The 26,806-nt window shown below is 73.8% G+C and carries 27 protein-coding genes; 17 read left to right on the top strand and 10 right to left on the bottom strand.

What is annotated here, in order from left to right:
* Window positions 1–8 precede the first annotated feature (8 nt).
* Entirely contained in the window at window positions 9–1,286 is a 1,278-nt protein-coding gene (locus ABD091_RS18675; protein WP_343921451.1) for a WD40 repeat domain-containing protein, read from the top strand.
* Window positions 1,279–1,821: a SigE family RNA polymerase sigma factor gene (locus tag ABD091_RS18680; protein WP_343921453.1), complete on the top strand. Its 543-nt coding sequence runs from the start codon at window positions 1,279–1,281 to the stop codon at window positions 1,819–1,821. The genes ABD091_RS18675 and ABD091_RS18680 overlap by 8 nt, the downstream gene beginning before the upstream one ends.
* Here the strand turns inward: ABD091_RS18680 and ABD091_RS18685 are convergent.
* Complete coding sequence (locus ABD091_RS18685) at window positions 1,752–2,537, bottom strand: GNAT family N-acetyltransferase (RefSeq protein WP_343921455.1); 786 nt, start codon at window positions 2,535–2,537, stop codon at window positions 1,752–1,754. The two genes, ABD091_RS18680 and ABD091_RS18685, sit on opposite strands and share 70 nt — an antisense overlap.
* A 51-nt stretch (window positions 2,538–2,588) precedes the next feature.
* Here ABD091_RS18685 and ABD091_RS18690 point away from each other — a divergent pair, with 51 nt between their 5' ends.
* Entirely contained in the window at window positions 2,589–2,993 is a 405-nt protein-coding gene (locus ABD091_RS18690; protein ID WP_343921457.1) for a YjbQ family protein, read from the top strand.
* Window positions 2,990–3,592 carry a GNAT family N-acetyltransferase gene (locus tag ABD091_RS18695; RefSeq protein ID WP_343921459.1) on the top strand — a complete coding sequence of 201 codons (603 nt, stop codon included), beginning with the start codon at window positions 2,990–2,992 and terminating at the stop codon, window positions 3,590–3,592. Before ABD091_RS18690 ends, ABD091_RS18695 begins: the two co-directional genes overlap by 4 nt.
* Here ABD091_RS18695 and ABD091_RS18700 read toward each other — a convergent pair.
* Window positions 3,562–4,839 (bottom strand): ATP-binding protein, encoded by a 1,278-nt coding sequence (locus tag ABD091_RS18700; protein WP_343921461.1) that lies wholly within the window; start codon window positions 4,837–4,839, stop codon window positions 3,562–3,564. The two genes, ABD091_RS18695 and ABD091_RS18700, sit on opposite strands and share 31 nt — an antisense overlap.
* Before the next feature lie 115 nt (window positions 4,840–4,954).
* On the opposite strand from ABD091_RS18700, the gene ABD091_RS18705 reads away from it, so the two are divergent.
* Genes ABD091_RS18705 through ABD091_RS18745 form a run of 9 tightly spaced genes read left to right on the top strand, consistent with a single transcriptional unit; the run spans window position 4,955 to window position 13,328 of the window.
* The gene (locus tag ABD091_RS18705; RefSeq protein WP_343921464.1) at window positions 4,955–5,326 is read left to right on the top strand and encodes a hypothetical protein; all 372 of its coding nucleotides are present in this window, start codon (window positions 4,955–4,957) and stop codon (window positions 5,324–5,326) included.
* Between the two features lie 23 nt (window positions 5,327–5,349).
* Window positions 5,350–6,006, top strand: coding sequence for an SDR family oxidoreductase (locus ABD091_RS18710; RefSeq protein WP_343921466.1), 657 nt, complete (start codon window positions 5,350–5,352; stop codon window positions 6,004–6,006).
* On the top strand, window positions 6,003–6,440 hold the full coding sequence (locus tag ABD091_RS18715; RefSeq protein WP_343921468.1) for an NUDIX domain-containing protein: 438 nt from the start codon (window positions 6,003–6,005) through the stop codon (window positions 6,438–6,440). The genes ABD091_RS18710 and ABD091_RS18715 overlap by 4 nt, the downstream gene beginning before the upstream one ends.
* Window positions 6,437–7,363 carry an SMP-30/gluconolactonase/LRE family protein gene (locus ABD091_RS18720; protein WP_343921470.1) on the top strand — a complete coding sequence of 309 codons (927 nt, stop codon included), beginning with the start codon at window positions 6,437–6,439 and terminating at the stop codon, window positions 7,361–7,363. The genes ABD091_RS18715 and ABD091_RS18720 overlap by 4 nt, the downstream gene beginning before the upstream one ends.
* Before the next feature lie 11 nt (window positions 7,364–7,374).
* Complete coding sequence (dxs, locus tag ABD091_RS18725) at window positions 7,375–9,291, top strand: 1-deoxy-D-xylulose-5-phosphate synthase (protein WP_343921472.1); 1,917 nt, start codon at window positions 7,375–7,377, stop codon at window positions 9,289–9,291.
* Window positions 9,272–10,525 carry a hypothetical protein gene (locus tag ABD091_RS18730; protein WP_343921474.1) on the top strand — a complete coding sequence of 418 codons (1,254 nt, stop codon included), beginning with the start codon at window positions 9,272–9,274 and terminating at the stop codon, window positions 10,523–10,525. The genes dxs and ABD091_RS18730 overlap by 20 nt, the downstream gene beginning before the upstream one ends.
* 9 nt (window positions 10,526–10,534) lie before the next feature.
* Window positions 10,535–11,476 carry a proteasome assembly chaperone family protein gene (locus ABD091_RS18735; RefSeq protein ID WP_343921476.1) on the top strand — a complete coding sequence of 314 codons (942 nt, stop codon included), beginning with the start codon at window positions 10,535–10,537 and terminating at the stop codon, window positions 11,474–11,476.
* Between the two features lie 2 nt (window positions 11,477–11,478).
* A complete protein-coding gene (locus ABD091_RS18740) occupies window positions 11,479–12,342 on the top strand; it encodes an acyl-CoA thioesterase (RefSeq protein WP_343921478.1) in 864 nt (287 codons plus the stop codon).
* Complete coding sequence (locus ABD091_RS18745) at window positions 12,339–13,328, top strand: NAD-dependent epimerase/dehydratase family protein (RefSeq protein ID WP_343921480.1); 990 nt, start codon at window positions 12,339–12,341, stop codon at window positions 13,326–13,328. The genes ABD091_RS18740 and ABD091_RS18745 overlap by 4 nt, the downstream gene beginning before the upstream one ends.
* Before the next feature lie 53 nt (window positions 13,329–13,381).
* Here ABD091_RS18745 and ABD091_RS18750 read toward each other — a convergent pair whose 3' ends face one another.
* Together ABD091_RS18750 and ABD091_RS18755 are read right to left on the bottom strand one after the other, a co-directional pair.
* Complete coding sequence (locus tag ABD091_RS18750) at window positions 13,382–14,224, bottom strand: MaoC/PaaZ C-terminal domain-containing protein (RefSeq protein WP_343921482.1); 843 nt, start codon at window positions 14,222–14,224, stop codon at window positions 13,382–13,384.
* A 10-nt stretch (window positions 14,225–14,234) separates the two neighbouring features.
* Window positions 14,235–15,566, bottom strand: a complete 1,332-nt coding sequence (locus tag ABD091_RS18755) for a 3-oxoacyl-ACP reductase (RefSeq protein WP_343921484.1) — start codon at window positions 15,564–15,566, stop codon at window positions 14,235–14,237.
* 99 nt (window positions 15,567–15,665) lie between these two features.
* Between ABD091_RS18755 and ABD091_RS18760 the strand changes: the two genes are divergently transcribed.
* A complete protein-coding gene (locus tag ABD091_RS18760) occupies window positions 15,666–16,973 on the top strand; it encodes an acetyl-CoA C-acetyltransferase (protein WP_343921486.1) in 1,308 nt (435 codons plus the stop codon).
* A gap of 60 nt (window positions 16,974–17,033) precedes the next feature.
* On the opposite strand, the gene ABD091_RS18765 is transcribed toward ABD091_RS18760, so the two are convergent.
* From ABD091_RS18765 to ABD091_RS18780, 4 genes are all read right to left on the bottom strand, one after another.
* Window positions 17,034–17,726: a TetR/AcrR family transcriptional regulator gene (locus ABD091_RS18765; RefSeq protein WP_343921488.1), complete on the bottom strand. Its 693-nt coding sequence runs from the start codon at window positions 17,724–17,726 to the stop codon at window positions 17,034–17,036.
* 68 nt (window positions 17,727–17,794) lie between these two features.
* Window positions 17,795–18,100, bottom strand: coding sequence for a putative quinol monooxygenase (locus tag ABD091_RS18770; protein WP_343921490.1), 306 nt, complete (start codon window positions 18,098–18,100; stop codon window positions 17,795–17,797).
* A 50-nt stretch (window positions 18,101–18,150) separates the two neighbouring features.
* Window positions 18,151–18,558: an adenylyltransferase/cytidyltransferase family protein gene (locus ABD091_RS18775; RefSeq protein ID WP_343921492.1), complete on the bottom strand. Its 408-nt coding sequence runs from the start codon at window positions 18,556–18,558 to the stop codon at window positions 18,151–18,153.
* Window positions 18,555–20,090, bottom strand: a complete 1,536-nt coding sequence (locus ABD091_RS18780; protein WP_343921494.1) for an ATP-dependent DNA ligase — start codon at window positions 20,088–20,090, stop codon at window positions 18,555–18,557. Before ABD091_RS18780 ends, ABD091_RS18775 begins: the two co-directional genes overlap by 4 nt.
* 85 nt (window positions 20,091–20,175) lie before the next feature.
* Between ABD091_RS18780 and ABD091_RS18785 the strand changes: the two genes are divergently transcribed.
* Together ABD091_RS18785 and ABD091_RS18790 are read left to right on the top strand one after the other, a co-directional pair.
* Complete coding sequence (locus ABD091_RS18785; RefSeq protein WP_343921496.1) at window positions 20,176–20,880, top strand: hypothetical protein; 705 nt, start codon at window positions 20,176–20,178, stop codon at window positions 20,878–20,880.
* Window positions 20,881–20,905: 25 nt separating this feature from the next.
* Complete coding sequence (locus ABD091_RS18790; RefSeq protein ID WP_343921498.1) at window positions 20,906–24,172, top strand: ATP-binding protein; 3,267 nt, start codon at window positions 20,906–20,908, stop codon at window positions 24,170–24,172.
* Between the two features lie 12 nt (window positions 24,173–24,184).
* Here the strand turns inward: ABD091_RS18790 and ABD091_RS18795 are convergent, their stop codons facing one another.
* Both ABD091_RS18795 and ABD091_RS18800 read right to left on the bottom strand, forming a co-directional pair.
* Window positions 24,185–24,868, bottom strand: coding sequence for a hemerythrin domain-containing protein (locus tag ABD091_RS18795; RefSeq protein ID WP_343921500.1), 684 nt, complete (start codon window positions 24,866–24,868; stop codon window positions 24,185–24,187).
* Window positions 24,869–24,952: 84 nt separating this feature from the next.
* Window positions 24,953–25,804: a tryptophan 2,3-dioxygenase gene (locus tag ABD091_RS18800; RefSeq protein WP_343921502.1), complete on the bottom strand. Its 852-nt coding sequence runs from the start codon at window positions 25,802–25,804 to the stop codon at window positions 24,953–24,955.
* A gap of 51 nt (window positions 25,805–25,855) precedes the next feature.
* Between ABD091_RS18800 and ABD091_RS18805 the strand changes: the two genes are divergently transcribed.
* Entirely contained in the window at window positions 25,856–26,794 is a 939-nt protein-coding gene (locus ABD091_RS18805) for a DNA-3-methyladenine glycosylase family protein (protein WP_343921504.1), read from the top strand.
* Window positions 26,795–26,806 lie beyond the last annotated feature (12 nt).

Here is a 26,806-nt window from a genome sequence, read left to right on the forward strand (position 1 = left end):
AGGAACACATGACCAGCGACCTGCGCGAGCGTCTTCACGACCTCGCCGACCACGCGCCGACCGGCGACCTGCACGGTGACGCCGTCTGGCGCCATGGCGTACGCCGCCACCGGCTGCGCGTGGCCGGGGCCGTGGCCGGGACGGCCGCCGTGGTGGCGCTGGTCGCCGGGCTCGTCGCGGTCGTCCCGTCCCCGGCGCCGCCGCAGCCTGCCGGCCAGGTCGGCAGCCTCGGGATCCCGCGTGATGTCCGTCCGCCGGACCCGTGGTCGGAGCCGACCCGGACCCCGGGCCCGCTGTCGGCGGTCTCGGCTGACATGCACCGACAGCCCGACGGCCTCATCGGCCACAGCGACCGGCTGATGCTCTTCGGCGTCTCCGCTGTCGACGGCCGATCTCGCTTCCTCGACCTGCCGGGCCGGCAGGTCAACGTGGATTCCGAGTCGGTCGCCCTCTCCGACGACGGCACGCTGGTGGCGACGGTGCGGATGCAGGGGCGCCGGCAGCTCGGATGGGACGTCCTCGACGTCCGCACGGGTGAGCTGACCTCGCTCCGGCTCCCCGGGAACCAGTCCGTCGAGCAGGGGTGGGGCTACCTCCAGTTCACCGCGGATGGTCGCTTCCTGGTGACCAACCTGGCCCTCGACGGCGAGAGCGGGGAAACCGACGACTCGCTGGTCGCGTGGGAGCTGGCGTCGGGCGCGCCTGCGGAGGTCGAGGGGCCGGGCCACTACTGGATCCCGGGCACGGCCCACGGGCCGACCGGCGTCGTGTGGACCCGCCGGCGCGACGTGCACGTCGCCGACCCCGACACGGGCGAGCGGACGAGCCTGCGACTTCCCCACCAGCTGGTCGACGCGGCCTATGCGCCGGACGGGCGGAGGCTCGCCTACGTCGGGACCGAGCAGGAGCGCGGCACACCGTCGCCGTGGCGCCTCTACCTCACCGACGAGGCAGGGCAGGAGTCCGAGGTGGCGCTGGCCTTCGAACCGGTCCAGGTCCTCGGCTGGCGCGACGACACCCACGTCGTCGTCAGTGCCTACGGTCCCCGTCGTGCGACCGTGGTCGACGTCATGACCGGGGAGGTCGAGCGCCTCCGGCTCGGTGCCGAGTCGACGATGGTCCCGGTGTACGCGCGCGGGTTGTGGTCGCGGCCCGTCGCCCACCCCGCCGACCAGCCGGGCGTCGGCGATCCGAGGGTCTGGATGGACGGCTGGTTCCAGGCCGCCATCGCCGGGGCGCTCCTGCTCGGTGCCGTGCTCCTGGTCCGCAGGAGGCGTCGTGGCTGAGGCACCCCGCGGCTTCGAGGAGTACGTCGCCGCCCGGCAGGCCGGCCTGCTGCGCACGGCCTACCTGCTCACCGGTCACCGGCAGGACGCCGAGGACCTGGTCCAGCAGGCGCTCATCAAGGTCGTGCCGCACTGGCACCGGATCGAGGGCGAGCCGGACGCCTACGTCCGGACCGTGATGGTGCGCGAGAACGTCTCACGCTGGCGGCGCCGGCGCTGGCGCGAGGTCCTGACCCACGAGTCCCGCGACCCCGTCCTCGAGCAGGACCGGTCCGACCGGCTCGACCTCCAGCGCGCCCTGGCGCAGCTCGCCCCGCGCCAGCGCGCGGTGGTGGTGCTGCGCTTCCTCGAGGACCGCAGCGTCGCCGAGACGGCCGCGTTGCTGGGTGTGGGGGAGGGCACGGTGAAGTCCCAGACCAGCGCCGGCCTGGCGCGGTTGAGGGACTTGCTCCCGGGCGTCGAGGGTCAGGAGGCGGTGGGCCGCAGCGTCGCCTCCGCGTGGAGCCCGGCGTCGCGGAACCCGACGGAGCGATAGATGCGGATCGCCGAGTAGGACGGGTCGGCGCACATCACGAGCGTGGCGGCGTCGAGGCTGGCCAGCGCGTCGACGCCCGCGTGGTGGACGAGGGTGCCGCACAGGCCCCGCCCCCGGGCGTCCGGGTGGGTCTTCACCGACTGGAAGCGGGCGAGCCCGTCGCCGGCGCGGAAGACGCCGAGGCTCGAGGCGAGGTCGCCGTCGACGAAGGCGCCCCACCAGTGGCCGTGACCGGCCTCGACGAGGTGGCGGTAGGCATCGGTCCGGCGCTCGACGAACTCACGCGTGACGTGGGGGTCGTCCTCCTCGCCGGCCAGTGTCAGGTCGACCAGCTGGCCCCAGTCACCGTCACCGGAGAGCCGCCGCGCCACCAGGTCGGACGCGGGCCGCGGCGGCGGCACGACCGCATCGGCCGACATCGCCTGCACGAGATCGACGTGCAGCCCCGCCCGCCGCAGCGGCTTGAGGCGCTTGCCATCCGTGGTGTCGATGCCGAGGGTGACGTGGGGCGCGCCGAACTCTCGCCGGTGCTCCTCGACCCAGCCCTCGACCTCACCCGCGGCCGGCGCGGCGGGGAGGACCAGGCAGTTGCCCCAGTGGAACGACGGGTTGTCGGGCGTGCGCACGACCAGGTGCGTGCCCCGGTCGACGACCTCCGAGCCGCTGCGCTCGAGCAGCGCGAGCTCGGTCCGGAATCCCAGCGACTGCAGCTCCACGGGCGAGAACCTATCGACAACCGCGCGGAGCAGGCTGGCAGAGTCGGGTCCGTGGACTCCGAGACCCGCACCTACCGCACGGGGGACGTCGACCGCGTCCTCGACCTCACGAACGACTGCGCGTCGTACGCCGCGGGACGGGGCGACGGGCTGCTCCACGTCTTCGTCCCCCACGCGACCGCCGGCATCGCGATCCTGGAGACCGGCGCCGGGTCCGACGACGACCTGCTCGCGGCCCTCGCCGACCTGCTCCCGGCCGACGACCGCTGGCGTCACCGCCACGGGACCCCCGGCCACGGCCGCAGCCACGTCATGCCGGCCCTCGTGCCGCCGTACGCCACCGTGCCGGTGCTCGGCGGCCGGCTCGCCCTCGGGACCTGGCAGAGCATCTGCCTGGTGGACCTCAACGTCGACAACCACGAGCGCGAGGTCCGCCTCTCGTTCCTCGCCGGATGACGACCATCAGGCCGGTTCGTCCCGAGGAGCACGTGGCGGTCCACGGCGTGGTGGCCGCTGCCTTCGGCGAGGAGCAGGTCGCCGACCTGGTCGACGCCCTGCGGGCCGCCGGCCGCGTCGAGGTGGAGCTGGTGGCGGTCGACGACGGTGAGGTCGTCGGCCACGTCGGGCTCGAGCGGTGCTGGGTGGACGACGAGGAACGGCTGGTCGAGGCGCTGACGCTGAGTCCGCTCAGCGTCGGCCCGGACCACCAGGGCGCAGGCACGGGCGGCGCGCTCGTCGGGGCGGCGCTCGCCGCCGCCCGCGAGCGCGGCGAGGCCTACGTCTTCCTCGAGGGAGCCCCGGGCTACTACGCGCGCCACGGGTTCGGCCCGGCCCCGCGACCACGGGTTCGAGCGGCCCTCGGCCCGGATCCCGTGGCCGGCGTTCCAGGTCGTGGTCCTCGACGACCGTGGCGCGCGGGGCCTGATGGTCTATCCCGACGTCTTCTGGGAGCACGACGCCGTCGGGCTGCGTGGGGAGACGCTCGCGTCCGTCCGGCAGCAGCTGGGGGAGTGACGGGCGGGCGTCAGCCGAAGAGCTCGGCGACGAAGAGGTAGCGGCCCTCGGGCAGCACCCGCGACTCGATCACCATCCCGACCTCGACCTCCTGGCCGTCGCGCCGCAGCGCGGGCACCTTCACCAGCTGGCCCAGCAGCGGCCCGCGTCCGTTGACGAGGTGGAGGGTGAACCCGGCGACGTGGGCCTGGTGGAACCGCTCGGGGATGATCGACACCAGCCGCCGCCCGACCAGCAGCGCCTCGTCGTCGTGGCCGAGGATCTCCAGCGCGGGCCGGCTGATCGCCACGATCCGGTTCGCGTCGTCGGCGGCCACCAGGGCGCGGTCGGACCACGTCACCTCGACGGGGTCCCAGGCCAGCTCGTCCGCGCGCCGCCTCGGCGGGGGCGCGGCCGCCAGTGACGGCCAGGCCGAGGAGCGGCCGCCGGCGGACTGGGTGCGGACCTGGTTGCAGATCCAGAGCCGCATCGCCTGGATCTCGGGCTGCGTCGGCGGTGACAGCAGCTCTCCGCTCTCGGCGAGGCCGAGCGCCTCGTCGAGCATCACGTCGAGCGCCGCGAAGCTCGGCAACGAGGCGTGAGGCACCTCGATGACCAGCTGGTCGACGGTGACGCCGGGCTCGACCGCGTGGGCCAGGAGGCTGTCGGGATCGACGCCGACCTCGGCCGCCGGGACCTGGTCGAGCAGCAGGCCGAGGGCGTCGCTGGCGCCCGCGTGCTCCTGGAGCGCGCTCAGCTCGGCGTCGAGGCGCACCAGCATCACCTCACGCAGCAGGGCAGCCGCGTGCTCCTGCCAGGCCTGGTGCATCAGCAGCGGCATCCGGTGGAGCTCGATGGAGACCACGGTGCCGTCGGCCGCCTCGACCGTCTCGACCTCGTCGGCGTCCGGGAGCAGCCCGTCGAGCAGGTCGCCGTCGCTGATCTCGAACCAGACCACCTTGCCGTCAGGGGTCGGGTGGGAGCCCCAGCGCGAGACCAGCTCCTCGACGAGGCGCAGGCCCCGTCCCGTCGCCGCCTGGTCGCCGAAGTCGCGCGTCGCCGGGAGCCGCGGACTGCCGTCGCTGAGCTCGACCCGCAGCGACTGGTCGGCGACCAGCACCCGGAGCCGCAGCGGGGGAGCGGCGTGCACGAGCGCGTTGGTGACCACCTCGCTGATCGCCAGCTGGGCCGCGTCGAGGGCGTCCTCGTTCTCGGCCGCGGCCAGCGCGCGGCGTACGAGGCGCCGCGCGAGCGACGCGCTGGTGGCGTCGGGGGGCAGCTCCTCGTCGGCCACGACCTCGGGAGTCACCCGAGCATGGTGGCGCGACACCGGGTGGTTCGGGAAGGACCGACACCGCCCCGTGGGTGATTCGTGGACCGAAGTTGGCACGAGATCGAACACGTGTTCGAGTACGATGACCTGCATGGACCGCCCCGTCGCCCCGCCCGGTTGGCCGCGCGAGGTGCGCCCGCCCGACACGCCCGACTGGGAGCGCACGGCCGCCGCCTGGTTGCTCGACCTGTGCCCGCCCGACTACCGCCGCTACGACGGTCTCCGGCGCCACGTCGTCGTCCTGGCCCGGTTCGCGGTGCTCCACGTCGAGTCGGCGCAGGCGGCGTGCCGCCGCGGGCTGAGCGAGGCCCGTGGCGACCTGGGTCAGGTCGCCGAGCTCTCGGTCGTCGAGGCCGCCGTCCAGACCTTCCTGCTCGAGGAGGCGCGCCTCCTCGGAGTCCGTCGCTCCGTCGGACTGGTCGAGGACGCCCTGCGCGGTCGCCGCTACGTCGCGCGCCTGTGAGGCCGACCCGCTAGCGTCGCGCCATGAGCAGACCGGTCATCGTCATCGTCGGGGCCGGACCGGGAGTCAGCGGCTCGGTGGCCCGACGCTTCGCACGCGACGGCTACGACGTCGGTCTCGTCGGCGTCCACGAGGAACCGCTCGGCGAGCTCTCCGTCGACCTCGAGGCGCTCGGCGCCGGGGTCGGCCACGTGGTCGCCGACATCACCGACGACACCGCGGCTCGCGCAGCGGTCGACGAGCTCGGGTCGCGGCTCGGCCGGATCGACGTCCTCCACTTCAACCCCAGCGCCTTCCGCGAGCGCGACCCGCTGACCCTGACGGTGCCCGAACTGCTGGCCGACGTGACGCTCGGCGTCGGCGCGCTGCTCAGCGCGCTCCAGGCCGCGCGGCCGCACATGTCCGCCGGAGCGCGGATCACCGCGACCGGCTCGATGGCGGCCGACCAGCCCTGGCACGGCGCCGCCTCGCTCGGGGTCCAGAAGGCCGGCCTGCGCAACCTGGTGCTCAGCATCGACGCGGCCCTGAAGGACGACGGCATCCGTGCCGTGTCGGTGACCGTCCGCGGCACGCTGTCCGACGAGGGGGCCTTCACCCCCGACCGGGTCGCCGCGGCGATCCACGCCGCTGCCCACCAGGACGAGGCCGACTGGCGGGCCGAGGTGCCCTACAGCGGATGAGTGACGGCAACCGCTTCGCCAGCGTGGTCCTGGTCGACCGACGCGGGTGGGTCCTGCTCCAGGAGCGCGACGAGCACCCGGCGATCGACCCGGAGAAGTGGGGGTTCTGCGGCGGCCACCTCGAGCCCGGTGAGGACTACGAGCCCGGCGCCTACCGCGAGCTCGAGGAGGAGACCGGCATCGTGATGCCGCCGGGGTCGCTGGCGGCCTACGGCGACTTCACGGTCTTCCACCGGCACACCGCGACCCACGACCCGTTCCGGCTCTACGTGGCCGGGGTCGACCTCACCGACGCCGACGTCGAGTGCCACGAGGGCCGGCAGATCGTCTTCGTCGACCCGGCCACCGTGCCCGACCTCGATCTCACCGCCTCCGCGCTGCTGGCGCTGCCGGGCCTGCTGGCCTCCGACGCCTACCGGGACCTGGCACCGTGACGGGCCTGACGGTCGTGCCCGTCCCCGGGTTCGGAGCCGAGGACGTCGTCGTCGCGACCCACGGACCCGACGAGGGCTGCTGCTTCACCGGGACCGAGGACGGCAGCGTGTGGCGGGTCTCCCACGACCTCCGCCGGATCGATCGCGTCGCCGCGACCGGGGGTCGCCCGCTCGGCATCGAGCACCACCCCGAGGGCTGGCTGCTCGTCTGCGACGCCCACCGCGGCCTGCTCCGCGTCGAGCCCGCGACCGGACGGGTCGACGTGCTCACCGACTCCGTCGACGGGGCGCGGCTGCTCGTCACCAACAACGCCGCGATAGCCGCCGACGGGACGATCTGGTTCAGCGACTCCTCCACGGTCCACCCGATCGAGGAGTGGCGCCAGGACTTCGCGCGCGACACCCGCACTGGCCGGCTGCTGCGCCGCGACCCCGACGGCCGCGTCGCGGTGGTGCTGGAGGGGCTGGCGTTCGCCAACGGTGTGGCGCTGGCCGCCGACGAGTCGTTCGTCACGGTCGCCGAGAGCGGCGGCCGGACGGTCGTGCGTCACTGGCTCGCCGGCGAGCGCGCCGGTACGACCGACCTGCTGGTCGACGACCTGCCCGGCTATCCCGACAACACCGCCCGCGGCAGCGACGGGCTGGTCTGGGTCACGATCGCCTCCCCGGCGCTGGCTGCGGTCCGCCTGCTCCACCGTGGCCCGCGGTGGCTGCGGGTGGCGGCCACGTCCGTGCCGGAGCGGCTGCAGCCCCAGCCAAGACGCGTGGTCCACGTCCAGGCCTTCGACGACGACGGCGCGCTCGTCCGCGACGTACGCCGCCCCGCGACCGACTTCCACATGGTGACCGGGGTGCGCGAGCACGAGGGGCGGGTCTGGCTGGGCAGCCTCCTCGAAGCCGCGATCGCCGTCACCGACTTGTAGGCTCGGTCGACATGGCACTGCTGGAGTCGATCGCGTCCCCCCGCGACCTGCGCGACCTCACGCCCGACCAGCTGACGGCCCTCGCGAGCGAGATCCGCGACCTGCTGGTCTCCACCTGCGCGCGCACCGGCGGCCACCTCGGACCCAACCTCGGCGTGGTCGAGCTGACCCTCGCGATCCACCGCGTCTTCGACAGCCCGACCGACCGGGTCGTCTTCGACACCGGGCACCAGGCCTACGTCCACAAGCTGCTGACCGGCCGGCGCGAGGCGTTCGAGAAGCTGCGCCAGGAGGGTGGCCTGTCGGGCTACCCGAGCCAGACGGAGTCCGACCACGACATCGTCGAGAACTCCCACGCCTCCACGGCCCTGTCCTACGCCGACGGCCTCGCGAAGGCCTACCGGGTGCGCGGCGACGACCGCCACGTCGTCGCGGTGATCGGCGACGGCGCGCTGACCGGCGGCATGGCCTGGGAGGCGCTCAACAACATCGCGGTCGCCAAGGACAGCCGGCTCGTCATCGTCGTCAACGACAACGGCCGCTCCTACACCCCGACCGTCGGCGGCCTCACCAACGCCCTTGCCTCGCTGCGCACCAACCCCCGCTACGAGCAGGCGCTCGACGTGGTCAAGAAGCGCCTCAACGCCGTCAAGGGCGTCGGGCCCGCGACCTACGACGTCCTCCACGCCGTCAAGAAGGGGATGAAGGACGCGCTGGCGCCCCAGGGACTCTTCGAGGACCTCGGCCTGAAGTACGTCGGGCCGGTCGACGGACACGACGAGCAGGCGATGGAGAAGGCACTCGCCCAGGCCAAGCGGTTCAACGGCCCGGTGATCGTCCACGCCCTGACCCGCAAGGGCATGGGCTACGACGCCGCCGAGCGGCACGAGGCCGACCAGTTCCACTCGCCGCGGCCCTTCGACATCGAGTCCGGTGAGGAGCACCCCACCGGCGGCATCTGGACCGACGTGTTCGCCGACGAGATCGTCGAGCTCGGCGAGCGGCGCGACGACGTCGTCGCGATGACCGCGGCGATGATGCACCCCGTCGGACTCCACCTCTTCGAGGCGCGGTTCCCCGAGCGGACCTTCGACGTCGGCATCGCCGAGCAGCACGCCGCGACCAGCGCCGCCGGCATGGCGATGGGCGGGCTCCACCCAGTCGTGGCCGTCTACGCGACCTTCCTCAACCGGGCCTTCGACCAAGTGCTCATGGACTGCGCGCTCCACCGGTGCGGCGTCACCTTCGTGCTCGACCGCGCGGGCGTCACCGGCGACGACGGCGCCAGCCACAACGGCATGTGGGACATGTCGGTGCTCCAGGTCGTGCCGGGCCTCCGGCTCGCCGCCCCCCGCGACGCCGCCCGGCTGCGCGAGCTGCTCAACGAGGCGGTGGAGGTCGACGACGCGCCCACGGTCGTGCGGTTCCCGAAGGGTCCGCCGCCGGCCGACGTCGAGGCCGTCGATCGGGTCGGCGGTGTCGACGTGCTGGTCCGCGAGGGCGACCAGGACGTCCTGGTCGTCGGGGTCGGCTCGACGGCCCACACCGCGATCGAGGTCGGCGAGCGGCTCGTGGCCCAGGGCATCGGCGTCACGGTCGTCGACCCGCGCTGGGTCAAGCCCGTCGACCCCGCCCTGGTCGACCTCGCGCGCGACCACCGGCTGGTCGTCCACCTCGAGGACAACGGCCGGGTCGGCGGCGTCGGGGCCGCGATGCTCCAGGCCCTCAACGACGCCCGGGTGACCACGCCGTTCCGGCTCCACGGCATCCCCCAGGAGTTCCTCGACCACGCCAAGCGCGCGGTCATCCTCGAGCGGATCGGGCTCGACGCCCAGTCGCTCGCCCGCGGCATCGTGGAGGAGGTCTCGACCGGCGTAACGGCGCCCGTCGAGGGTCGTTCTCCAGTCGATGCCGAGCACACGCCCTGACCGACCCGCGATGCTCGCCGCCGTGGCGGCGACGACGGTGCTCGTGCTGGCCGGCTGCAGCCTCGATCCCGCCCCGGCCGGGCCCGCTGCGACCGGCGCGGCCAGCGGCACCCGGGTGGCGCCGGAGGCGGCTCGCGGCATCGCCGCCCTGCTCGACCGCCGGGCGGCCGCGGTGCGACGGGGCGACGCGGCGGCGTACGGACGGGGCGTGGGGGGTTCGCGTGCACGCCAGGACCGGTGGTTCGACAACGTCGTGCAGCTGCCCGCGAGCACCGTCGGGTTCTCCCTGGAGCCGGCCAGCCTGGTCCGCGACGGCGACGGCTGGTGGGGGACCGTGCGGGTCGAGCTCCGGTTGCGGGGCTACGACGCGATGCCGGTCGTCACGCGCGACCGCTACCGGTTCGTGCGCGACGGTCGGCGGTTCCGGGTCACGTCCATGACCGACGCTGCCTGGGAGCGCCGCAACCGGGTCCAGCCGCAGCCCTGGGACCTCGAGCGGGTCGTCGTGCGCGAGCGGGCCGGGGTGCTCGGCATGTTCGACGCGGGCAGCGCCGACCGGGCCGACGAGCTGGTGTCGGCCGTCGCCGATGCGGTCGCCACGATCGGGCCACGGCTGCCGATCGCCTGGGACGGGCGGGTCGTGGTCTACGCGCTCTCCGACCCCGCGTTCGTGTCGGGTCTCGAGGGCGTCCCGGGCGGCGACCCGCTGGCGGTCGACGGGCTCGCCTTCCCGGTGGTCGCCGGTCCTGACGGAGCCGGGGCGTCCGAGGTCGCCAGCACGCGCGTCGTGCTCAACCCGCGCATCCTCAGCGTGCCGGAGGCCTCCCGCGACCGGCTGCTCCGCCACGAGCTGGTCCACGTGGCCCTCGGCGAGCGCGACGACCGGATCCCGGTCTGGCTGAGCGAGGGGCTGGCGGAGTACCTCTCCGTGCAGACGCTGCCGACCTCGGAGCGACTGGTCCCCGCCGAGGCGCTGACCGCGGCCCGCCGCGGCCTCTCGGCACTCCCCGACGGCGAGACGTTCAACGGCCCTGCCTCGCAGGCCAACTACGGCGTCGCGTGGTGGGTGTGCGAGGCGGTCGCCGAGACCTGGGGCGAACAGATGCTCTGGACCCTCGTCGAGGAGCTCGACGGCGTCGCCGACCCGGTGCGCCGCCTCGAGCAGCTGCTCGGCGTCGACGAGCAGCGGCTGCTGGACGACGCCGCCCGCATGATGCTGGCGACCTACTCGTAGGATCGTCGGGTGGCGAGCGAACCGACCTTGGTGCACATCGTCGACGAGGTCCCGGAGCTCGAGGGGGTCGAGCGGCTGCCGATGGTGCTGGCCCTCGACGGCTTCCTCGACGCCGGCAACGCGGCCGCCCGCGCGGCCCAGCACCTCATCGACCTGTCCGACGCGCGCGTGGTGGCGACCTTCGACGTCGACCAGCTGCACGACTACCGGGCCCGGCGGCCCCCGATGTCGTTCGTGCGCGACCACTACGCCGGCTACGAGGCGCCACGCCTGGTCGTCCGGCTCGTGCGTGACACCGGCGGCACGCCCTACCTGATCCTCCACGGCCCCGAGCCCGACAACCGCTGGGAGGGCTTCGCCCGCGCGGTGCGCCAGGTGGTCGAGCGCTTCGGGGTCACGCGCGTCGTGACGATCGGCTCGGTGCCGATGGCCGTGCCCCACACCCGTCCGATCGCGATCACCCACCACGCCAACAACCCCGAGCTCGTCCCCGACGACAGCCCGTGGCGCGGCGAGCTGCGGATCCCGGCCAGCGCCCAGGCGCTGCTCGAGGTGCGGCTGGGGGAGTGGGGCCACGACGCGATGGGTTACGTCGCCCACGTCCCCCACTACCTCGCGCAGCTGGAGTACCCCGCCGCGTCGATCTCCCTGCTCGAGCACGTCGAGCGCGCCGCCTGGCTGACCGTCGACCTGTCCGGGCTCCGCGCCGAGGCCGAGGACCGTGAGGCCGAGGTCGCCCGCTACCTCGCCGCCAACGAGGAGGTCGCCGACGTCGTGGCTGCCCTCGAGCAGCAGTACGACGCGTTCGAGCGCGCCGAGAACGAGGGCAGCAGCCTGCTCGCCTCCGACCAGCCGCTGCCGACCGGCGACGAGATCGGTCACGAGTTCGAGCAGTTCCTCGCCGGGCTCAGCGGCCCGGAGGACACCGACGGCCCCGACCGGGAGGAGTGACCGTGGCCGGATCCGCCGCCCAGCTCGTCGAGCTGCTCGACCTCGAGCAGATCGACGTCGACCTCTACCGCGGCCGCCAGGCCGACACCGACCGCCAACGGGTCTTCGGCGGCCAGGTCGCCGCCCAGGCGCTGATCGCCGCGTGCCACTCGGTGGAGCCGGTCTATCGGGCCCACTCGCTCCACTCCTACTTCCTGCGCCCGGGCGACCCGTCCGTGCCGATCGTCTACGACGTCGAGCGGCTCCGCGACGGCCGCTCGTTCGCCACCCGTCGGGTCGAGGCACGCCAGCACGGGCGACCGATCTACTTCCAGACGACCAACTTCCAGATCGACGAGCCGGGCTTCGAGCACCAGGACCGGATGCCCGACGTACGCCCCCCGGCCGAGGCCGTCGACATGATCGACCTGGTGAAGATGCAGGGCGGCAACTCCGAGGCGTTCGCCCGTGAGTGGGCCGCCCTGGAGGTGCGCTACGTCGGCGTCAGCGGCCACGGCCTGCCCGACGACCCGGACCACCCGGCCCGGGCCCAGATCTGGATCCGCGTCAACGGCGACCTGTCCGACGACCCGCTCGAGCACCTCGCGGCCTTCACCTACGCGAGTGACCTGACCCTGCTCGGCGCCTCGCTCGTGCCCCACGGCGTCGTGATCTCCGACCCGCGGCTCCAACCGGCGTCGCTCGACCACGCGGTCTGGTTCCACCAGCCCTTCCGCGCCGACCGGTGGTGGCTCTACGACCAGCACTCACCGGCCGCCCACGGCGCCCGCGGGTTCGCGATGGCGCAGGTCTATGCCGAGGAGGGCACCCTGGTCGCCTCCGTCGCCCAGGAGGGCCTGATCCGGATGCGGGAGCCGCGAGCGTGAGGGTCCTGGTCCTGGGCGGCACCCGCCACGTCGGCCGCGCGGTCGTCGAGTCGGCGCTCGCCCGGGGTCACGAGGTCGTCACCCTCAACCGGGGCCGCGCCGGCCGCGACGCCGCCGGTGTCGACGTACGCCGGGGCGACCGGCTCGACGCGGCCTCGCTGGCCGCCGCGCTGGGCGACGACGAGTTCGACGTCGTGGTCGACACCTGGTCCTCCGCCCCGGTCGCCGTCCGTGACAGCGCCCGGCTGCTGTCGGGACGGGCCGGCCACTACGCCTACGTGTCCTCCCGCTCGGTCTACACCTGGCCGCCGGCGCCCGGGCTCGACGAGTCGGCACCCGTCGTCGACGCCTCGGCCGACGCGGACGCGACCGACTACGCCGCCGACAAGCGCGGCGGCGAGCTCGCCGTGCAGGCCGAGTTCGACGGTCCGTGGTCGTGCCTGCGGGCCGGGCTGGTCCTCGGTCCCTACGAGCAGATCGGCCGGCTCCCCTTCTGGCTCCAGCGGGTCGCCGCCGGCGACCGGGTCCCGGCGCCGGGACCGCACGACCGGCCGCTGCAGTACGTCGACGCCCGCGACCTCGCCGACTGGGTCCTCGACCACCGGCCCACCGGTGTCCTCAACGCCGTCAGCCGACCGGGCCACACCACGATCGGTGAGCTCCTCGAGGAGTGCGTCCGGGTCACCGGGGCCGACGCCGAGCTGGTGTGGCTCGATCCCGCGGTCGTCGAGGCCGCCGGGGTGGCGCCCTGGACCGAGCTGCCGATCTGGATGCCACCGACGGGCGACTACGCCGCGATGCACGACTGCGACGTCACCGCGGCCCTCGACGCCGGGCTCACCTGCCGGCCGGTCGGCGAGACGGTCGGCGACACCTGGGCCTGGCTGCAGCGGGAAGGGCTGCCCGAGCAGCCCGCCGACCGCCCGGCCACCGGGCTCTCGCCCGAGGCCGAGCAGCGGCTCTGGGCCGCTGCCAGCCAGCGGTGAGTGAGCCACATTCCGCGTGCTCGAAATGTGGCTCAGTCACCTCCACTCCGGGGTCAGGCCCGGACGGCCCGTCCCACGAGGTGGGGGGCGCCGTCCTTCGGGCTGCTCAGCGCGAAGACCTGGCCGCCGTCGGGCCGGGCCTCGTGGCCGAAGGCGACGGTGCCGGGCAGCAGGATCGGCTTCTTGAAGCCGACCTCGACCGTGACGGCGTCCGGCAGCCGGTTCTCCAGCGCCGCGACGCAGCGCGCCAGGCTCCACATGCCGTGGGCGATCTGGCGCGGGAAGCCGAGCGCCTTCGCCGTCACGGGGTAGAGGTGGATCGGGTTGCGGTCACCCGACACCGCGCCGTAGCGCCGGCCCAGGTCGGCCGGCAGCTGCCACTGCGTCGTACCGGCCGGAGTGGTGTCGAACGTCAGCCCCTTGTCCGCGTCGTCGTTCGACCGCCCGCGACGCAGGTAGGTCGACGTCGACTCCCACACGACCTCGCTGCCCGAGCGGACCTCGGCGAGGAAGTCGACGACCGTGCCCTTCGGGTGCGGTCGCGTCGAGGAGACGTTCACGCTCACGTCGAGCGACTCGCCGGCCACGATCGGCCGGTGAGAGGTGATCGAGTTCTCGACGTGGACCGAGCCGATCGCGGGGAAGGGGAACTGCGGGCTGGTCATCGCCTCCATGTGGAGCGGGAAGGCCAGCAGGTGGGGGTAGGTCAGCGGCACCGTGTCCTTGACCGGGAACCCGCAGACCCGCGCGTACGCCGCCGCGTGGTCGCGGTCGGCGATGACCCCACCGCGGCTGAACCGCAGCGTGCTGGGGTCGGCGCCCTGCTCCTTGCGGACGCCGGGCAGCTGGTTGACGACCGGGATCGACGGCAGCGCGGCCTTCAGCAGCGTCGGCATCGCGGGCACGTCATGCCCCCAGCATCATCTGGCCGCAGACCCGGACCACGTTGCCGTTGACGGCGGTGGAACCGGGGGAGGCGTACCAGGCGATGGTCTCGGCGACGTCGACCGGCAGCCCGCCCTGCGACATCGCGTTGAGGCGCTGGCCGACCTCGCGGGTCGCGAAGGGCACGGCCGCGGTCATCTGGGTGATGATGAAGCCGGGCGCGACCGCGTTGACGGTGATGCCGTCCTGGAGCTCGTCCTTGAGGCTGTCGACGAGCCCGATGACGCCGGCCTTCGACGCGGCGTAGTTGGTCTGGCCCACGTTGCCGGCGATGCCGGCGATCGAGGCGACCCCGATGATGGAGCCGCCAGCGTTGACGACGCCCTGGTCGAGCAGCTCGCGGGTGATCCGCTCGGGCGCCACGAGGTTGACGTTGATGACCGCGTTCCAGCGGTCCTCGTCCATGTTCGCGAGCTTCTTGTCCTTGGTGATGCCGGCGTTGTGGACGACCACGTCGACCCCGCCGTGCTTCTCCTTGAGGTGGCGCGCGATCCGCTGCGGCGCGTCCTTGGCGGTGATGTCGAGGGTGAGGTGGTCGCCGTCGAGCTCGCGCATCAGCGCCTGCAGGTCGCTGGCGGCCTGCGGGACGTCGAGCCCGACGACGGTCGCGCCGTCGCGGTGGAGCACGCGCGCGATCTGCTCGCCGATGCCGCGGCTGGCGCCGGTCACGAGCGCGACCCTCCCCTCGAGCGGGCGGGTCCAGTCGGTGACCTCACCGGCCTTCGCCGTGTGGGTGCCGATGCGGACGACCTGGCCGGAGACGTAGGCCGACTTGGGCGAGAGGAGGAACGCCAGGGTCGAGGCGACGGCGCCCTCCGCCTTCTCGGCGACGTAGACCAGCTGGACGGTGCCGCCGCGTCCGACCTCCTTGCCGAGCGAGCGGGTGAAGCCCTCGAGCGCGCGCTGGGCCACCCGCTCGGAGCCCGAGACCAGCTCGGGCGGGGTGCCGAGCACGACGATGCGGGGGCAGGTCGCGAGGCTGCGCATCAGCGGGGTGAAGAAGTCGCGGAGCGCGGAGAGCTGGCCGGCGTCGGTGAGGCCGGTGGCGTCGAAGACCAGGCCCTGGTACTTCTCCGCGGCGTCGGGCGCCTGGGTGGTGGCGATGCCGAGCAGGTCGAGCATGCCCGGCAGCGACTCGGCGAGGCGGCCGGTGCCACCGACGACGACGGTGCCGTCGACGAGCGGGGCACCCTCCTCCCAGCGCTGCAGCGGGGTGGGGTTGGGCAGGCCGAGGTTCTTGACGAGGAGCTGGCCGACGGAGGACTGCACGAAGCCTTGGTAGCGATCGCTCATGGTGATGTTGTAACTCCCTGTGACACTGGACGTCCACATTTCGTGATGTGCGACTCAGGCGGTTTCGGAGAAGGTTACTCGTGAGTCACAATGGGTGTCATGCAGACCTCCACGCACTCTGTAGAACTGGCTCCCTCCGTTCGCCGTGTCGCCGTCCTCGGCGGCAACCGGATCCCCTTCGCCCGTTCCAACACCGCCTACGCCGACGCCTCCAACCAGGAGATGCTGACCGCCGCCATCGACGGCCTGGTCACGCGCTTCGGCCTCGAGGGCGAGCGCCTGGGCGAGGTCGTCGCCGGCGCCGTGCTCAAGCACGCCCGCGACTTCAACCTGACCCGCGAGGCCGTCCTCGGCTCGAAGCTCTCGCCCGAGACGCCCGCCACCGACATCCAGCAGGCCTGCGGCACCGGCCTCCAGGCCGCGATCCAGGTCGCCAACAAGATCGCCCTCGGCCAGATCGAGGCCGGCATCGCGGGTGGCACCGACACCACCTCCGACGCCCCGGTCGCGATCAGCGACAAGCTCCGCAAGAAGCTGATGAAGGTCAACGCCGCCCGCGACACGGCCGGCAAGGTCAAGGCGCTCGGCGCGATCCGACCCGGCGACATCGGCCTCGAGATCCCCCAGAACGGCGAGCCCCGCACCCGGCTCTCGATGGGGGAGCACGCCGCCCTCACCGCCCTGGAGTGGCAGATCTCGCGCGAGGAGCAGGACGAGCTCGCCGCCACGTCCCACCAGCGCCTCGCCGCGGCGTACGACGCCGGCTTCCTCGACGACCAGGTGACCCCGTTCCGCGGCCTCGAGCGCGACAACAACCTGCGCCCCGACTCCTCGGCCGAGAAGCTCGCCAAGCTCAAGCCGGTCTTCGGCAAGGGCGAGGCGGCCACGATGACCGCCGGCAACTCCACCCCGCTGACCGACGGCGCCTCCGCGGTGCTGCTGGCCTCCGAGGAGTGGGCGAAGGAGCACGACCTGCCGGTGCTCGCGTGGTTCACCGCCTACGAGACCGCGGCCGTCGACTACGTCCACGGCCAGGAGGGGCTGCTGATGGCCCCGGCCTACGCGGTCGCGCGGATGCTCCAGCGCGAGGGCCTGACCTTCGACGACTTCGACTACTTCGAGATCCACGAGGCGTTCGCCTCCCAGGTGCTCTCGACGCTGAAGGCGTGGGAGGACCCGATCTTCTGCAAGGAGCGGCTCGGCCTCGACGCCCCGCTCGGTCCGATCGACCGGTCGAAGCTCAACGTCAACGGATCCTCGCTGGCGGCGGGCCACCCCTTCGCGGCCACCGGTGGACGCATCGTCAACGCCGCCGCGAAGCAGCTCGACCAGGCCGGCTCCGGCCGCACCCTGATCTCGATCTGCGCCGCGGGCGGCCAGGGCGTCGTCGCGATCCTCGAGAAGTAGGTCGTCGAGTCGCGCCCGCGTGACCGCCGAGTCGGGCGGGCGTGACACCCGAGTCGCGCGTCAGTGTCTCGTGGCGAGGGCCAGCGCGCTCGCGACGAGGTAGTCGCGCACCTGCTCCGGGCTGATCTCGCCGACGGTGGGGATGCCGGGAGCGGCCTCCTTCACCAGGATCCCGACGCGGGCGAGCTGGAGCGCGCCGAGCCCGCTGGCGTAGAGCGTGTTGGCCAGCAGGGTGGGGTCGTCGACCTCGAACTCACCGGACTCCACGCCCGCCTCGAGGGCAGCGCCGAGCACGGCGAGGCAGCCGGAGATCGCGCGGCCGAGGCGGAAGACCGCTGACTCGCTCATCTCCTCGAGCAGCTCGGGCCCGGTGCGCCGCATCAGGGTCTGAGCACAGTCCACGAACGCCGGGTGGGCGATGCCGTAGTCGACGAACGCCGTCGTGATCCGGGTGAGCCGGTCGGCGGCGTCGTTGCCGGCCGCGTCGGCACTCTCGAGCGCTGCCTTCAGCTCGTCGAGGTACTGCACCAGCGTGAGGGCGAAGAGCTCCTCCTTGCCGGTGAAGTGACGGTAGACGATGGCCCGGTTGACCCCGACGGCCCTGGCGATCTGGTCGATCTGGGCGTCGCGGACCCCGGCCCGGTCGAACAGCTCGCGGGTGGCGGCGATGATCTCAGCCTCCCGCTTGCGCCGACGGGCGGCCGCGGCCGTACGGCGACCGTCGGTCGGCGGCGCGGTGGCGGACGAGCTCATGGCGACAGATTAGTGCAACACGTGTTCGTACAGGCGTGACGACTTCGTCACGCCGCGAGGTGGACGACCTACGGCTCGACGGCGTCGACCGGGACCAGCGGGTCGACGGTGGGCCGACCGCTCAGGAACGGCTGGGCTGCCTGCATCGCCTCGACGACCGCCGGCGAGCCCCGATGGGCCTCGAACGCCGCGTGGTCGGCCCACTGCGCGATGGTCACGAAGCTGCCGGGCGTGGCGGAGGACTCGTAGACGTCGAACCCCAGGCAGCCCTCCACATCTCGCATCCGGGCGACGAAGTCGCTCAGGGCGGCAGCGCTCGTCTCGTGGTGCTCGGGGAGCACCGGGATCGTCGTCACGACCACCTGTCGCGTCATGGCGCCTCCTTCCTCGATGTCGACCACCATGCCGAGGACGCCCTGTCGGGTCAACGGTGCTCGCGCGCCCGACGGATCAGCTGGGTGGTGGAGATCCCGCCGGAGCGTGGGACCAGCCGCAGGATCCCGCGCTCGACGGCGGGCCCGTAGACCTCGGCGGCAGCCTCGGACGTCAGGTCGTCGCCGTGGACGACCACGTCGATCTGGTGGTCGTCGAGGAAGCCGTCGGTCAACCGGAGGGGTGCATCGGGAACCACCTCGTCGACGTGGCGGCACGCCTCGACCACCGCGACCCGCTCGGCGAGCGTCATCACCGGACGCCGCTTGTAGGCCGCGACGGTCTCGTCGGACAGCACGCCGGCGATGACGTGGTCGCCGTGGCGCGCCGCCTCCTGCAGGAGCCGGACGTGGCCGGCGTGGAAGAGGTCTCCGACCATGTCGACGTAGACCCGGGTCATGCGTCGTCTCCGAGTCTCGCGACGGAGCGCACGGTCTCGAGGGTGTCGGCGTCGGCCGCCGTCTTGTCGTCGCGGTAGCGCACCACCCGCGCGAACCGCAGCGCCAGGCCGCCGGGGTAGCGGGTGGACCGCTGGAGGCCGTCGAAGGCGATCTCGACGACCTGCTCGGGTCGCACGTGCACGACGTAGTCGGACCTGTCGGTGGGTGAGGTGGCCAGCTCGGTGAAGCGCTCGGTCTGCCAGGCCAGCATCTCGTCGGTCATGCCCTTGAAGGTCTTGCCGAGCATGGTGAAGCCGGTGGGCGAGGCCTCGTCGCGGGCGCCGAGGTGGATGTTGGAGAGCCACCGGGACCGTCGCCCGGAGCCCCACTCGATCGCGAGCACGACGAGATCGAGGGTGTGGACCGGCTTGACCTTCACCCAGCCCGCCCCCCTCCGCCCCGCGTCGTACGCCGCCGACAGGCTCTTCACCACGACCCCCTCGTGCCCCTCGGAGACGACCCGCGTGGCGAAGGCGTCGGCCTCGGCCGGGTCGTCGGTGACGAGCCGGGCCACGAGGTTGGACTCCGGCACCAGGCCGCTCAGCGCCTCGAGGCGTCGGGCGCCGTCGACGTCGAGCAGGTCGCGCCCGTCGAGGTGGAGGAGGTCGAAGAAGTAGGAGCTGACCTCGACGCCGGAGTCCTGGGCGGTGCGGGAGGCGGTCTCCTGGAAGGGCCGCGGCCGCCCGGACTCGTCGAGCGCGATCGCCTCGCCGTCGAGCACGAACGACTCGGCCGGGAGGGAGCGGGCGAGGGCGACCACCTCGGGGAGCCGGTGGGTGATGTCGTCGAGGCTCCGGGTGGCGACCGTGACGTCGCCGCCCCGGCGGTGGACCTGGATCCGGATGCCGTCGAGCTTGGTGTCGACCGCCACCGGGCCGCCGTCGGGCGCCACCTTGGCGAACGCGGCCGCCACGTCGGTCGCGCTGGAGGCCAGCATCGGCAGCACCGGTCGGCCGACCTGCAGGCCGATCGCGGCCAGCGCCGCCTCGCCCTCGAACGCCGGCACCGCGACGGCGACCGTCGAGCCGGCCAGCATCGCGGCGCGACGCACGGCCTTGAGAGGGACGCCGGCGGCGACGGCGAGGGCCTCCTGCACGAGGGCGTCGAGCGCTCCCTGTCGGACCTCACCGGTGACCAGGCCCCGCAGCCAGCGCTGCTCCTCGGCGGTGGCCCGCCCGAAGAGGTCGGCCACCGCGTCGGCCCGGGCCTGCTGGGAGCCGGCGCCCGAGAGCCCCGCGAGGTGGTCGAAGGCCTCGTGGACCTCGCGCACCTCGAGCGAGGAGGACTCCGCGGGGGCCGGGAGCGACTGGAGCCCCCGCCAGCCGAGGCCGGTGCGGCGCTGGAGCAGCGACCCGCCCAGCCAGGAGACGACGATCGGCAGGTCGTCGCGGTCGGCCGAGGCGAGGGCGGCGGCGAGCGCCGCCGACTTCTCCTTGCGCGAGCGCGTCGCGGACACCGCCGCGTGGGTGGTCACCAGCTCCGCGATCAGCATGCGTCCACGCTAGTGCGGAGCGCCCACACCGCCCGTGCAAGCGCAGCGCAACCGACGGTCAAGCGCGGGCTTCGACGCTGCTGCCATGACCACGACACAGAACACCAGCCCGATCACCCTCCCGACCACCACCACGACGTCGCGCGTCGTACGCGCCTGGCCCTTCGCTCTGATCGCCTCCGGCGTCCTCTCCGCCGTCGGTGGCGGGATGCACCCCGAGGTCGCAGCCGAGGGCAACACCGCCCGTGAGGAGCTCGCCGTCATGACCGCCGACGCCAGCTGGGTGCCCGGGCACTCCCTGCTCGCCCTCGGCGTCGCCCTGATGCTCCTCGGCCTCTGGGGCGCCCGGCGCTCAGGACGCTGGCCCCGCGCCGACTCGGCCCTCGGGGTCGGCGTCGTCGTTCTCGCGCTCTACCTCGTCGAGGCCGTCCTGCACACCGCCGCAGCCGTCGACTCCGAGAACCTGGCCCACGGACACAGCGCCCCGGTCGCCCTGACCCACCTCGGCCTGGCCGCCTTCCTCTATCCGCTGAGCGGTGCCGCGATCGTCTGGATGGCGACCGCGATCGGCGCCGATTGGGGCCGGCTCCGGGTGCTGTCGGTCGTCGGGATCGTCGGCGGCACGGTCCACGCCGTCGTGGTGCCGCTGACCCTCCTGCTCCCCGACACCGAGACGTCGCCGCTCTTCGCCGTCGCCGGCATGTCGCTGTCCGCCTGGGCCCTGGTCACCGGCGTCATGGGCCTCCGCGGGCCGTCGTCCGCGCGGGCGGCCGGAGCCACCCGCCGATGACCGCCGGACTGCCTATGATCCGAGCGTGCTGATCCACGTCCTGGGCGACCTCGAGGTGGTCGTCGACGGCCAGCAGGTCGACCTGGGGGGCGCCAAGCCGCGCACCCTGGTCGGCCTGCTGGTCGCGGCCGACGGTCGGGCCGTCGCGATCGAGCAGCTGATCGAGGAGATGTGGGACGGCAACCCGCCCGCCAGGGTCGAGGCGTCCCTCCAGAGCTATGTGGCCAGGCTGCGCCGCGCGCTCGACCCCGGCCGCACCGAGCGCGGCGCGAGTGAACGGCTGCGCACCCACCCCGGCGGCTATTCGCTGCGCCAGGACAACGTCGAGCTCGACGCCCGCGTCTTCGCCGCCGAGGTGACTGCTGCGCGTGCCGAGCCCGATCCCCGGGCAGCCGTCGACGCGCTGACCGCCGCGCTCGCCCGCTGGCGCGGTGAGGCGTACGCCGGGCTGGCGTCCGCGGGGCTGCGGGCCGAGGCGGTCCGGCTGGGCGAGCTGCGGATGGCCGCGACCGAGGACCTCTGGCAGCGGCGCACCGACCTCGGCGACCACGCCGAGGCCGTCGGTGCGCTGGAGCGGCTGGTCGCGGACCACCCGCTGCGGGAGCGGCTCTGGGCGCTCCTCGCGAGAGCCCTCTACCTGGCGGCACGCCAGGGGGATGCGCTGGCCACGCTGCGGCGGGCCCGGGACCACCTGGCCGAGGAGCTGGGGGTCGATCCGGGTCCCGAGCTCCAGGCCCTGGAGCAGGCGATCCTGCGGCAGGACCCGGCGCTCGCCCCCACGCTCCCGGTGCCGGTTCCCGAGGATCCGGAAGCCGGCGACCTGCCGGGCCTGTTCGGCCGCGAGGCGGCGCTCGGCGCGGCCGAGGAGCTGTTGGCTGCCGTCGAGACGACGGGGCGCGGTCGGGTGCTCGTGGTCGAGGGCGAGTCGGGCATCGGCAAGAGCAGGTACGCCGAGGAGGTCGTCGGCCGTGCGCGGCGACGCGGCTTCGGCGCCGGCCGCGGGATCTGGGAGTCCGACCCGTGCCCGCCCCTCTGGGGCTGGTCGCGAGCGCTCTCGCAGGTCGACGCGGCGGCGGCCCTGCAGGTGGACGACGCCCACGACGCCGCGTCCGTGAGCTTCCAGCAGGCCGATCAGGTGGCGACGGCGCTGCGGGCCGCCGGCCGTTCGGTCCTGGTGCTCGACGACGTCCAGTGGGCCGACGCGGAGAGCCTCCGGCTGCTGCGGCGCCTCGCGGCCGGTCTCGTCGACGTCCCGACCCTCCTGGTCCTCCTGGTGCGCCGGGAGGCCGTGTCGTCGGCGGCGCTCACCGAGACCGTCGCCGCGCTGACCCGCCTCGGTGCGGATCGGCTGGAGCTCCGCGGCCTCGACCCCGGTGCGGTGCGCACCTGGGTGCGCCAGCGCACCGGCACCGAGGTGGACCCCGAGGTCGCCGCCGCCCTCGTCGCGCGCACCGAGGGCAACCCGTTCTACCTCGGCGAGGTGGTCCGCCTGCTCGCCAGTGGTGGGGGCCTCTCCGACCCGGTCGGCGACGACCGTGCGGTCCCGGCGGGTGTGCGCGACGTCGTCCGTCAACGCCTGGGGTCGCTCGACCCCGGAGCCCACGAGGTCGTGACCGTGGCCGCGGTCGCGGGCCGGACCTTCGACCTCGGCGTGGTCGCCGAGGCGGTCGGGAGGCCGGTCGCGGAGGTGGCGGACGCCGCCGAGGCCCTCCAGGTGCTCGGGCTGGTCGAGGAGGAAGGACCTGGTCGCTTCCGGTTCGCCCACGCGATCGCGCGCGACGCTGTCTACGAGGTGCTGGGAGGTGCGGCGCGGGCCCGGGCCCACGCCGCGGTCGGGGCCGCACTCGAGGTGCGCCACGCGAGCGCGCTCGTCGGGCACGCCGCCGAGCTCGCGCGCCACTACGAGCTCGCCGGACCGGGCTACGAGCGGTCGGCGTGGTGGTTCGCCCAACGGGCCTCGAGCCAGGCGTGCCAGGAGGCCTCGTACGACGAGGCGCTCCGGCTGGCCCGCCTCGCCGGGGACCTGCAGGACCGCGACCCGGCGCTGTCCGCGCCTGAGCGCGAGGAGCTCCTGCTCGTCACGGTCCGCGCGCTGCTGCGCCTCGGCCGTCCCATCGACGCCTGGGAACCGGCCTCCCGGGCCGCCCGCTCGGCCCTCGAGCGCGGCGACGCCGCCGCAGCGGCCGCGGCCCTGGTCGCCCTCACCGAGGACACGGTCTGGGGATGGCGCGCCCACCCGAGCTGGGACGACGACGGCATCGCCCTCTGGCAGCAGGTGATCGCCGCCGAGCCGGACGTCGACCCCACGACCCGGGCGCTGCTCCGGGGCGGGCTCTCCTTCGAGCTCTTCTTCCGCCCCGGCGACGAGGAGCTGGCCACGTCGGCGTCGGAGGAGGCGGTCCGCCTCGCCCGCAGCGCCGAGGTCTCGGAGGCCCAGCGGATGCGGGTGATCAAGGTCGCGGTCGTCGCGCTGCTGCGCCCGGAGATGCGGGCGCGGCGGCTGCCGCTCTACGACGAGGTCATCGGCATCGCCACCCGGGTCGGGGACGACGCGACGCTGGCGGCGTTCCTGACCCACCGTGGCTCGGACCGGGCGAGCCTGGGCCAGCTCGACGGCTGGCGCACCGACGTGGCCCGGGCGCGCGAGATCGCCGTGCGCGCCCACGTCTCGGAGGCGGTCGTGATCAGCGGCTGGCACGAGGCGCTGCGGCGTGAGCTCGCGGAGGACTGGGCGGGGGCGCTGGCGGTCGTGGAGGAGGTGGAGGAGTTCGAGGCGACGCTGGCGATGCCGGGTCTCGGCATCGGCCTGGCTCACCGCGCGATGGTGCTGGAGCACCAGGGCCGGCTCGCCGAGCTCGAGCCGGTGCTGGCCGCGGCGCGGGAGCACCACCCGGTCTTCCGCGAGCTGCACGCCCTGGCCCTGGTGCGGGCCGGCAGGACCGACGAGGTCCGGTCGGTGCTCGGCGACTGGGCCGACCAGCCGACGCCGCCGCGGGACTACCTGACCGTGACCGTCGACGCCCTGCGCTCGCGCACCTGGATCGCCCTGGACGACCAGGACGCGGTCCGGGCGCTGCGGGACGCCCTCACGCCCTTCGCCGACGAGCTCGCCATCGCCTCCGGCGTGCTGTTCACCGGCAGCGTCCACCAGGCGCTGGGCGAGCTGGCCGCGGCCGCCGGCGACCGCGCCGCGGCACGCGACCACCTCACCGCGGCACTCGCCACCCACGAGTCCCTCGGGCTCGCCTTGTGGGCCGACCAGAGCCGGGCGGCGCTGGCCGCGCTGGGCTGAGCCGGGTCCGGGTCAGGGCGTCGCGGTGCCGTAGACGCTCAGGGCGTGCCGCCGGTAGGCCCGCCGCGCGAGCCGCGGCAGCAACCACCGCACCGGGCCCGGAGCGGTCGCGAGCATCGTCGCGACGACCTCGGGGTCGCCGTCGTGCACGATCATCCCGAGCACGAGCAGCGACTGCGACCGGGGCGTACCACTGCGGGCCCGCGCGCCCATCGCCTCCCACTCGTCCTGGGTGACCGCACGCGCCACGATCGGGAGCAGGCGCTCCTCCTCGGCGTCCATGTGCTCCACGAGGTGGAGGTAGAGCCGGTCGTGGAGCTCGGCGAGCCGGTCGCGGTCGTCGGCCGCGGCGCCGCTGCGCCAGCGGGGGAGGAGCGTGGCGACCTCGGCGACGAGCGACTCCACCGTCGCGTGCTGCTGCTCCATCAGATGCACGAGCGGGGCGAGCTCCTCCGGGACGCGCTCGAGCAGCAGCGGCCAGAGCAGGTCGTCCTCGGCCGTGTGGTGGTGGTGCAGGTGGTCGTGGACCAGCTGGAGGTGGTCCGCGACGACCGCGGCGCGAGCGGTGTCGCCGGGCGCGACACCACGCACCACCTCGCCGGCGAGTCGCAGCTCGCGTCGGTAGACGGTGTGGATGACGCCCATGACGCGGGTGTCGGTGGGGGTGGTGATGGTGGGGTGCAACGGGGCGGACATCGGGGCTCCTTCGCCGGGACGGTGGATCTGTCCCGGTCAGCGTGTGGCAGCACGCTTGACGCGCCCTTGCCGCCCGCTTGCACGTCACCCGCCGATGCGGGCGCGCACCTCGTAGAGCTCGGGGAAGAAGGTGAGGTCGAGCGCGCGGCGCAGGAAGGCGACGCCGGAGGAGCCGCCGGTGCCGGGACGCTGGCCGATCGTGCGCTGGACGACCTGGAGGTGGCGGAAGCGCCACTCCTGGAAGTTGTCCTCGACGTCGACGAGCTCCTCGCAGGTCTCGTAGACGCCCCAGTGGTCGTGCGGAGCGGCGTAGACCCCGGCGAAGACGTCGACCAGCCCGGCGTGGGAGGGGCGGCGCCCCGTCCAGTCGCGGTCGAGCAGCTCCGCGGGCACGGCGTAGCCCCGGCGGCCGAGCAGGCGCAGGAACTCGTCGTAGAGCGACGGCTCGGCGAGCAGACCGGCCAGCCGGTCGCGGGTGGCCGGGTCGTGGCCGAACACCTTGACCATCTCGGTGTCCTTGTTGCCGAGCAGGAACTCCACCTCGCGGTACTGCGCCGACTGGAAGCCCGACGAGGTGGCGAGGAAGGGCCGGATCTCGGCGTACTCGCTGGGGGTCAGGGTGGCCAGCACCGACCACTGGTCGGTGAGGGTGCGCTGGATGTGCTTGACCCGCGCGAGCCGCTTGAGGGCGGGGGAGAGCTCGTCGGCGGCGAGCAGGGCGCGGGCGGAGCGGAGCTCGTGGACCATCAGCTTCAGCCACAGCTCGGAGGTCTGGTGCTGGACGATGAAGAGCAGCTCGTCGTGCTGCGGCGGGTCGCTGAGCGGGACCTGCGCGGACAGCAACGTGTCGAGCCGTAGGTAGTCGCCGTAGGACATCTGCCTGGAGAAGTCGGTCTCGATGTCCTGCTCGATCTCGCGCCCACCCTGGTCCGTCACGTCCGTGAGGGTAGTACCGCCGCGTCAGGCCGGTGACCTACGCTCCTCCCCATGTCCCACGACCCAGACTCCCAGAGCCGCAACACCCGGCTCTGGGTGCCGGAGTGGGACTGCCCGGTCGACGCCGTGCTGCGCCAGCAGCGCCACGGGGGATCCGACCCGACCTACAAGATCGACTTCCAGGGCCGCCACTGGCGCGGCATCCGTACGCCGGAGGGCGTCGCCACGCTGATGGTCGACAGCCGGCCCCGCGAGGACGGCGTCTACTGCGCGGCGTGGGGCGACGGTGCCGAGTGGGTCCTGGAGGCGGTCCCCGCGCTGCTCGGCGCCGACGACGACGCGAGCGGCTTCGACCCGCGCCACCAGGTCATCGCCGACGTCTGGCGCGCCCACCGCAACTGGCGGCTGGGCAGGACGGGACTGGTGATGGAGGCGCTGGTCCCGGCGATCATCGAGCAGAAGGTCACCGGGCAGGAGGCCTTCGCCGGCTTCCGGAACCTCGTCCACCGCTACGGCACCCGTGCCCCGGGGCCCGGCCACGACCTCGGGGTCTACGTGCAGCCCGACGCCGAGACGCTGCGCACGATCCCGTCGTGGGAGTGGCTCAAGCTCCACATCGACCCGGCCCGGTCGCGCGCGGTGGTCATGGCGGCCCGGGTCGCCCACGCCCTCGAACGCACGACGACCGCCTCGCGCGACGAGGCCGACCGGGCGCTCCAGTCGCTGCCCGGCATCGGGGAGTGGACCAGCGCCGAGGTGCGGCAGCGGGCGCTCGGCGACGCCGACGCGGTCTCCTTCGGCGACTACCACGTCGCGAAGGACGTCGGCTGGGCCCTGACCGGGACGGCGTTCGACGACGAGGAGCTGCGCGAGTTCCTGGAGCCCTACCGCCCCCACCGCTACCGCGTGCAGGCCCTCGTCGGGCTCGCGGGTCTCCACCGGCCGCGGCTCGGCCCGCGGATGGCGCCGCGGACCCACCTGCCGACCTGAGGCCCCGGCGTC

The organism is Nocardioides aestuarii (assembly GCF_039527245.1).
Lineage (GTDB): Bacteria > Actinomycetota > Actinomycetes > Propionibacteriales > Nocardioidaceae > Nocardioides > Nocardioides aestuarii.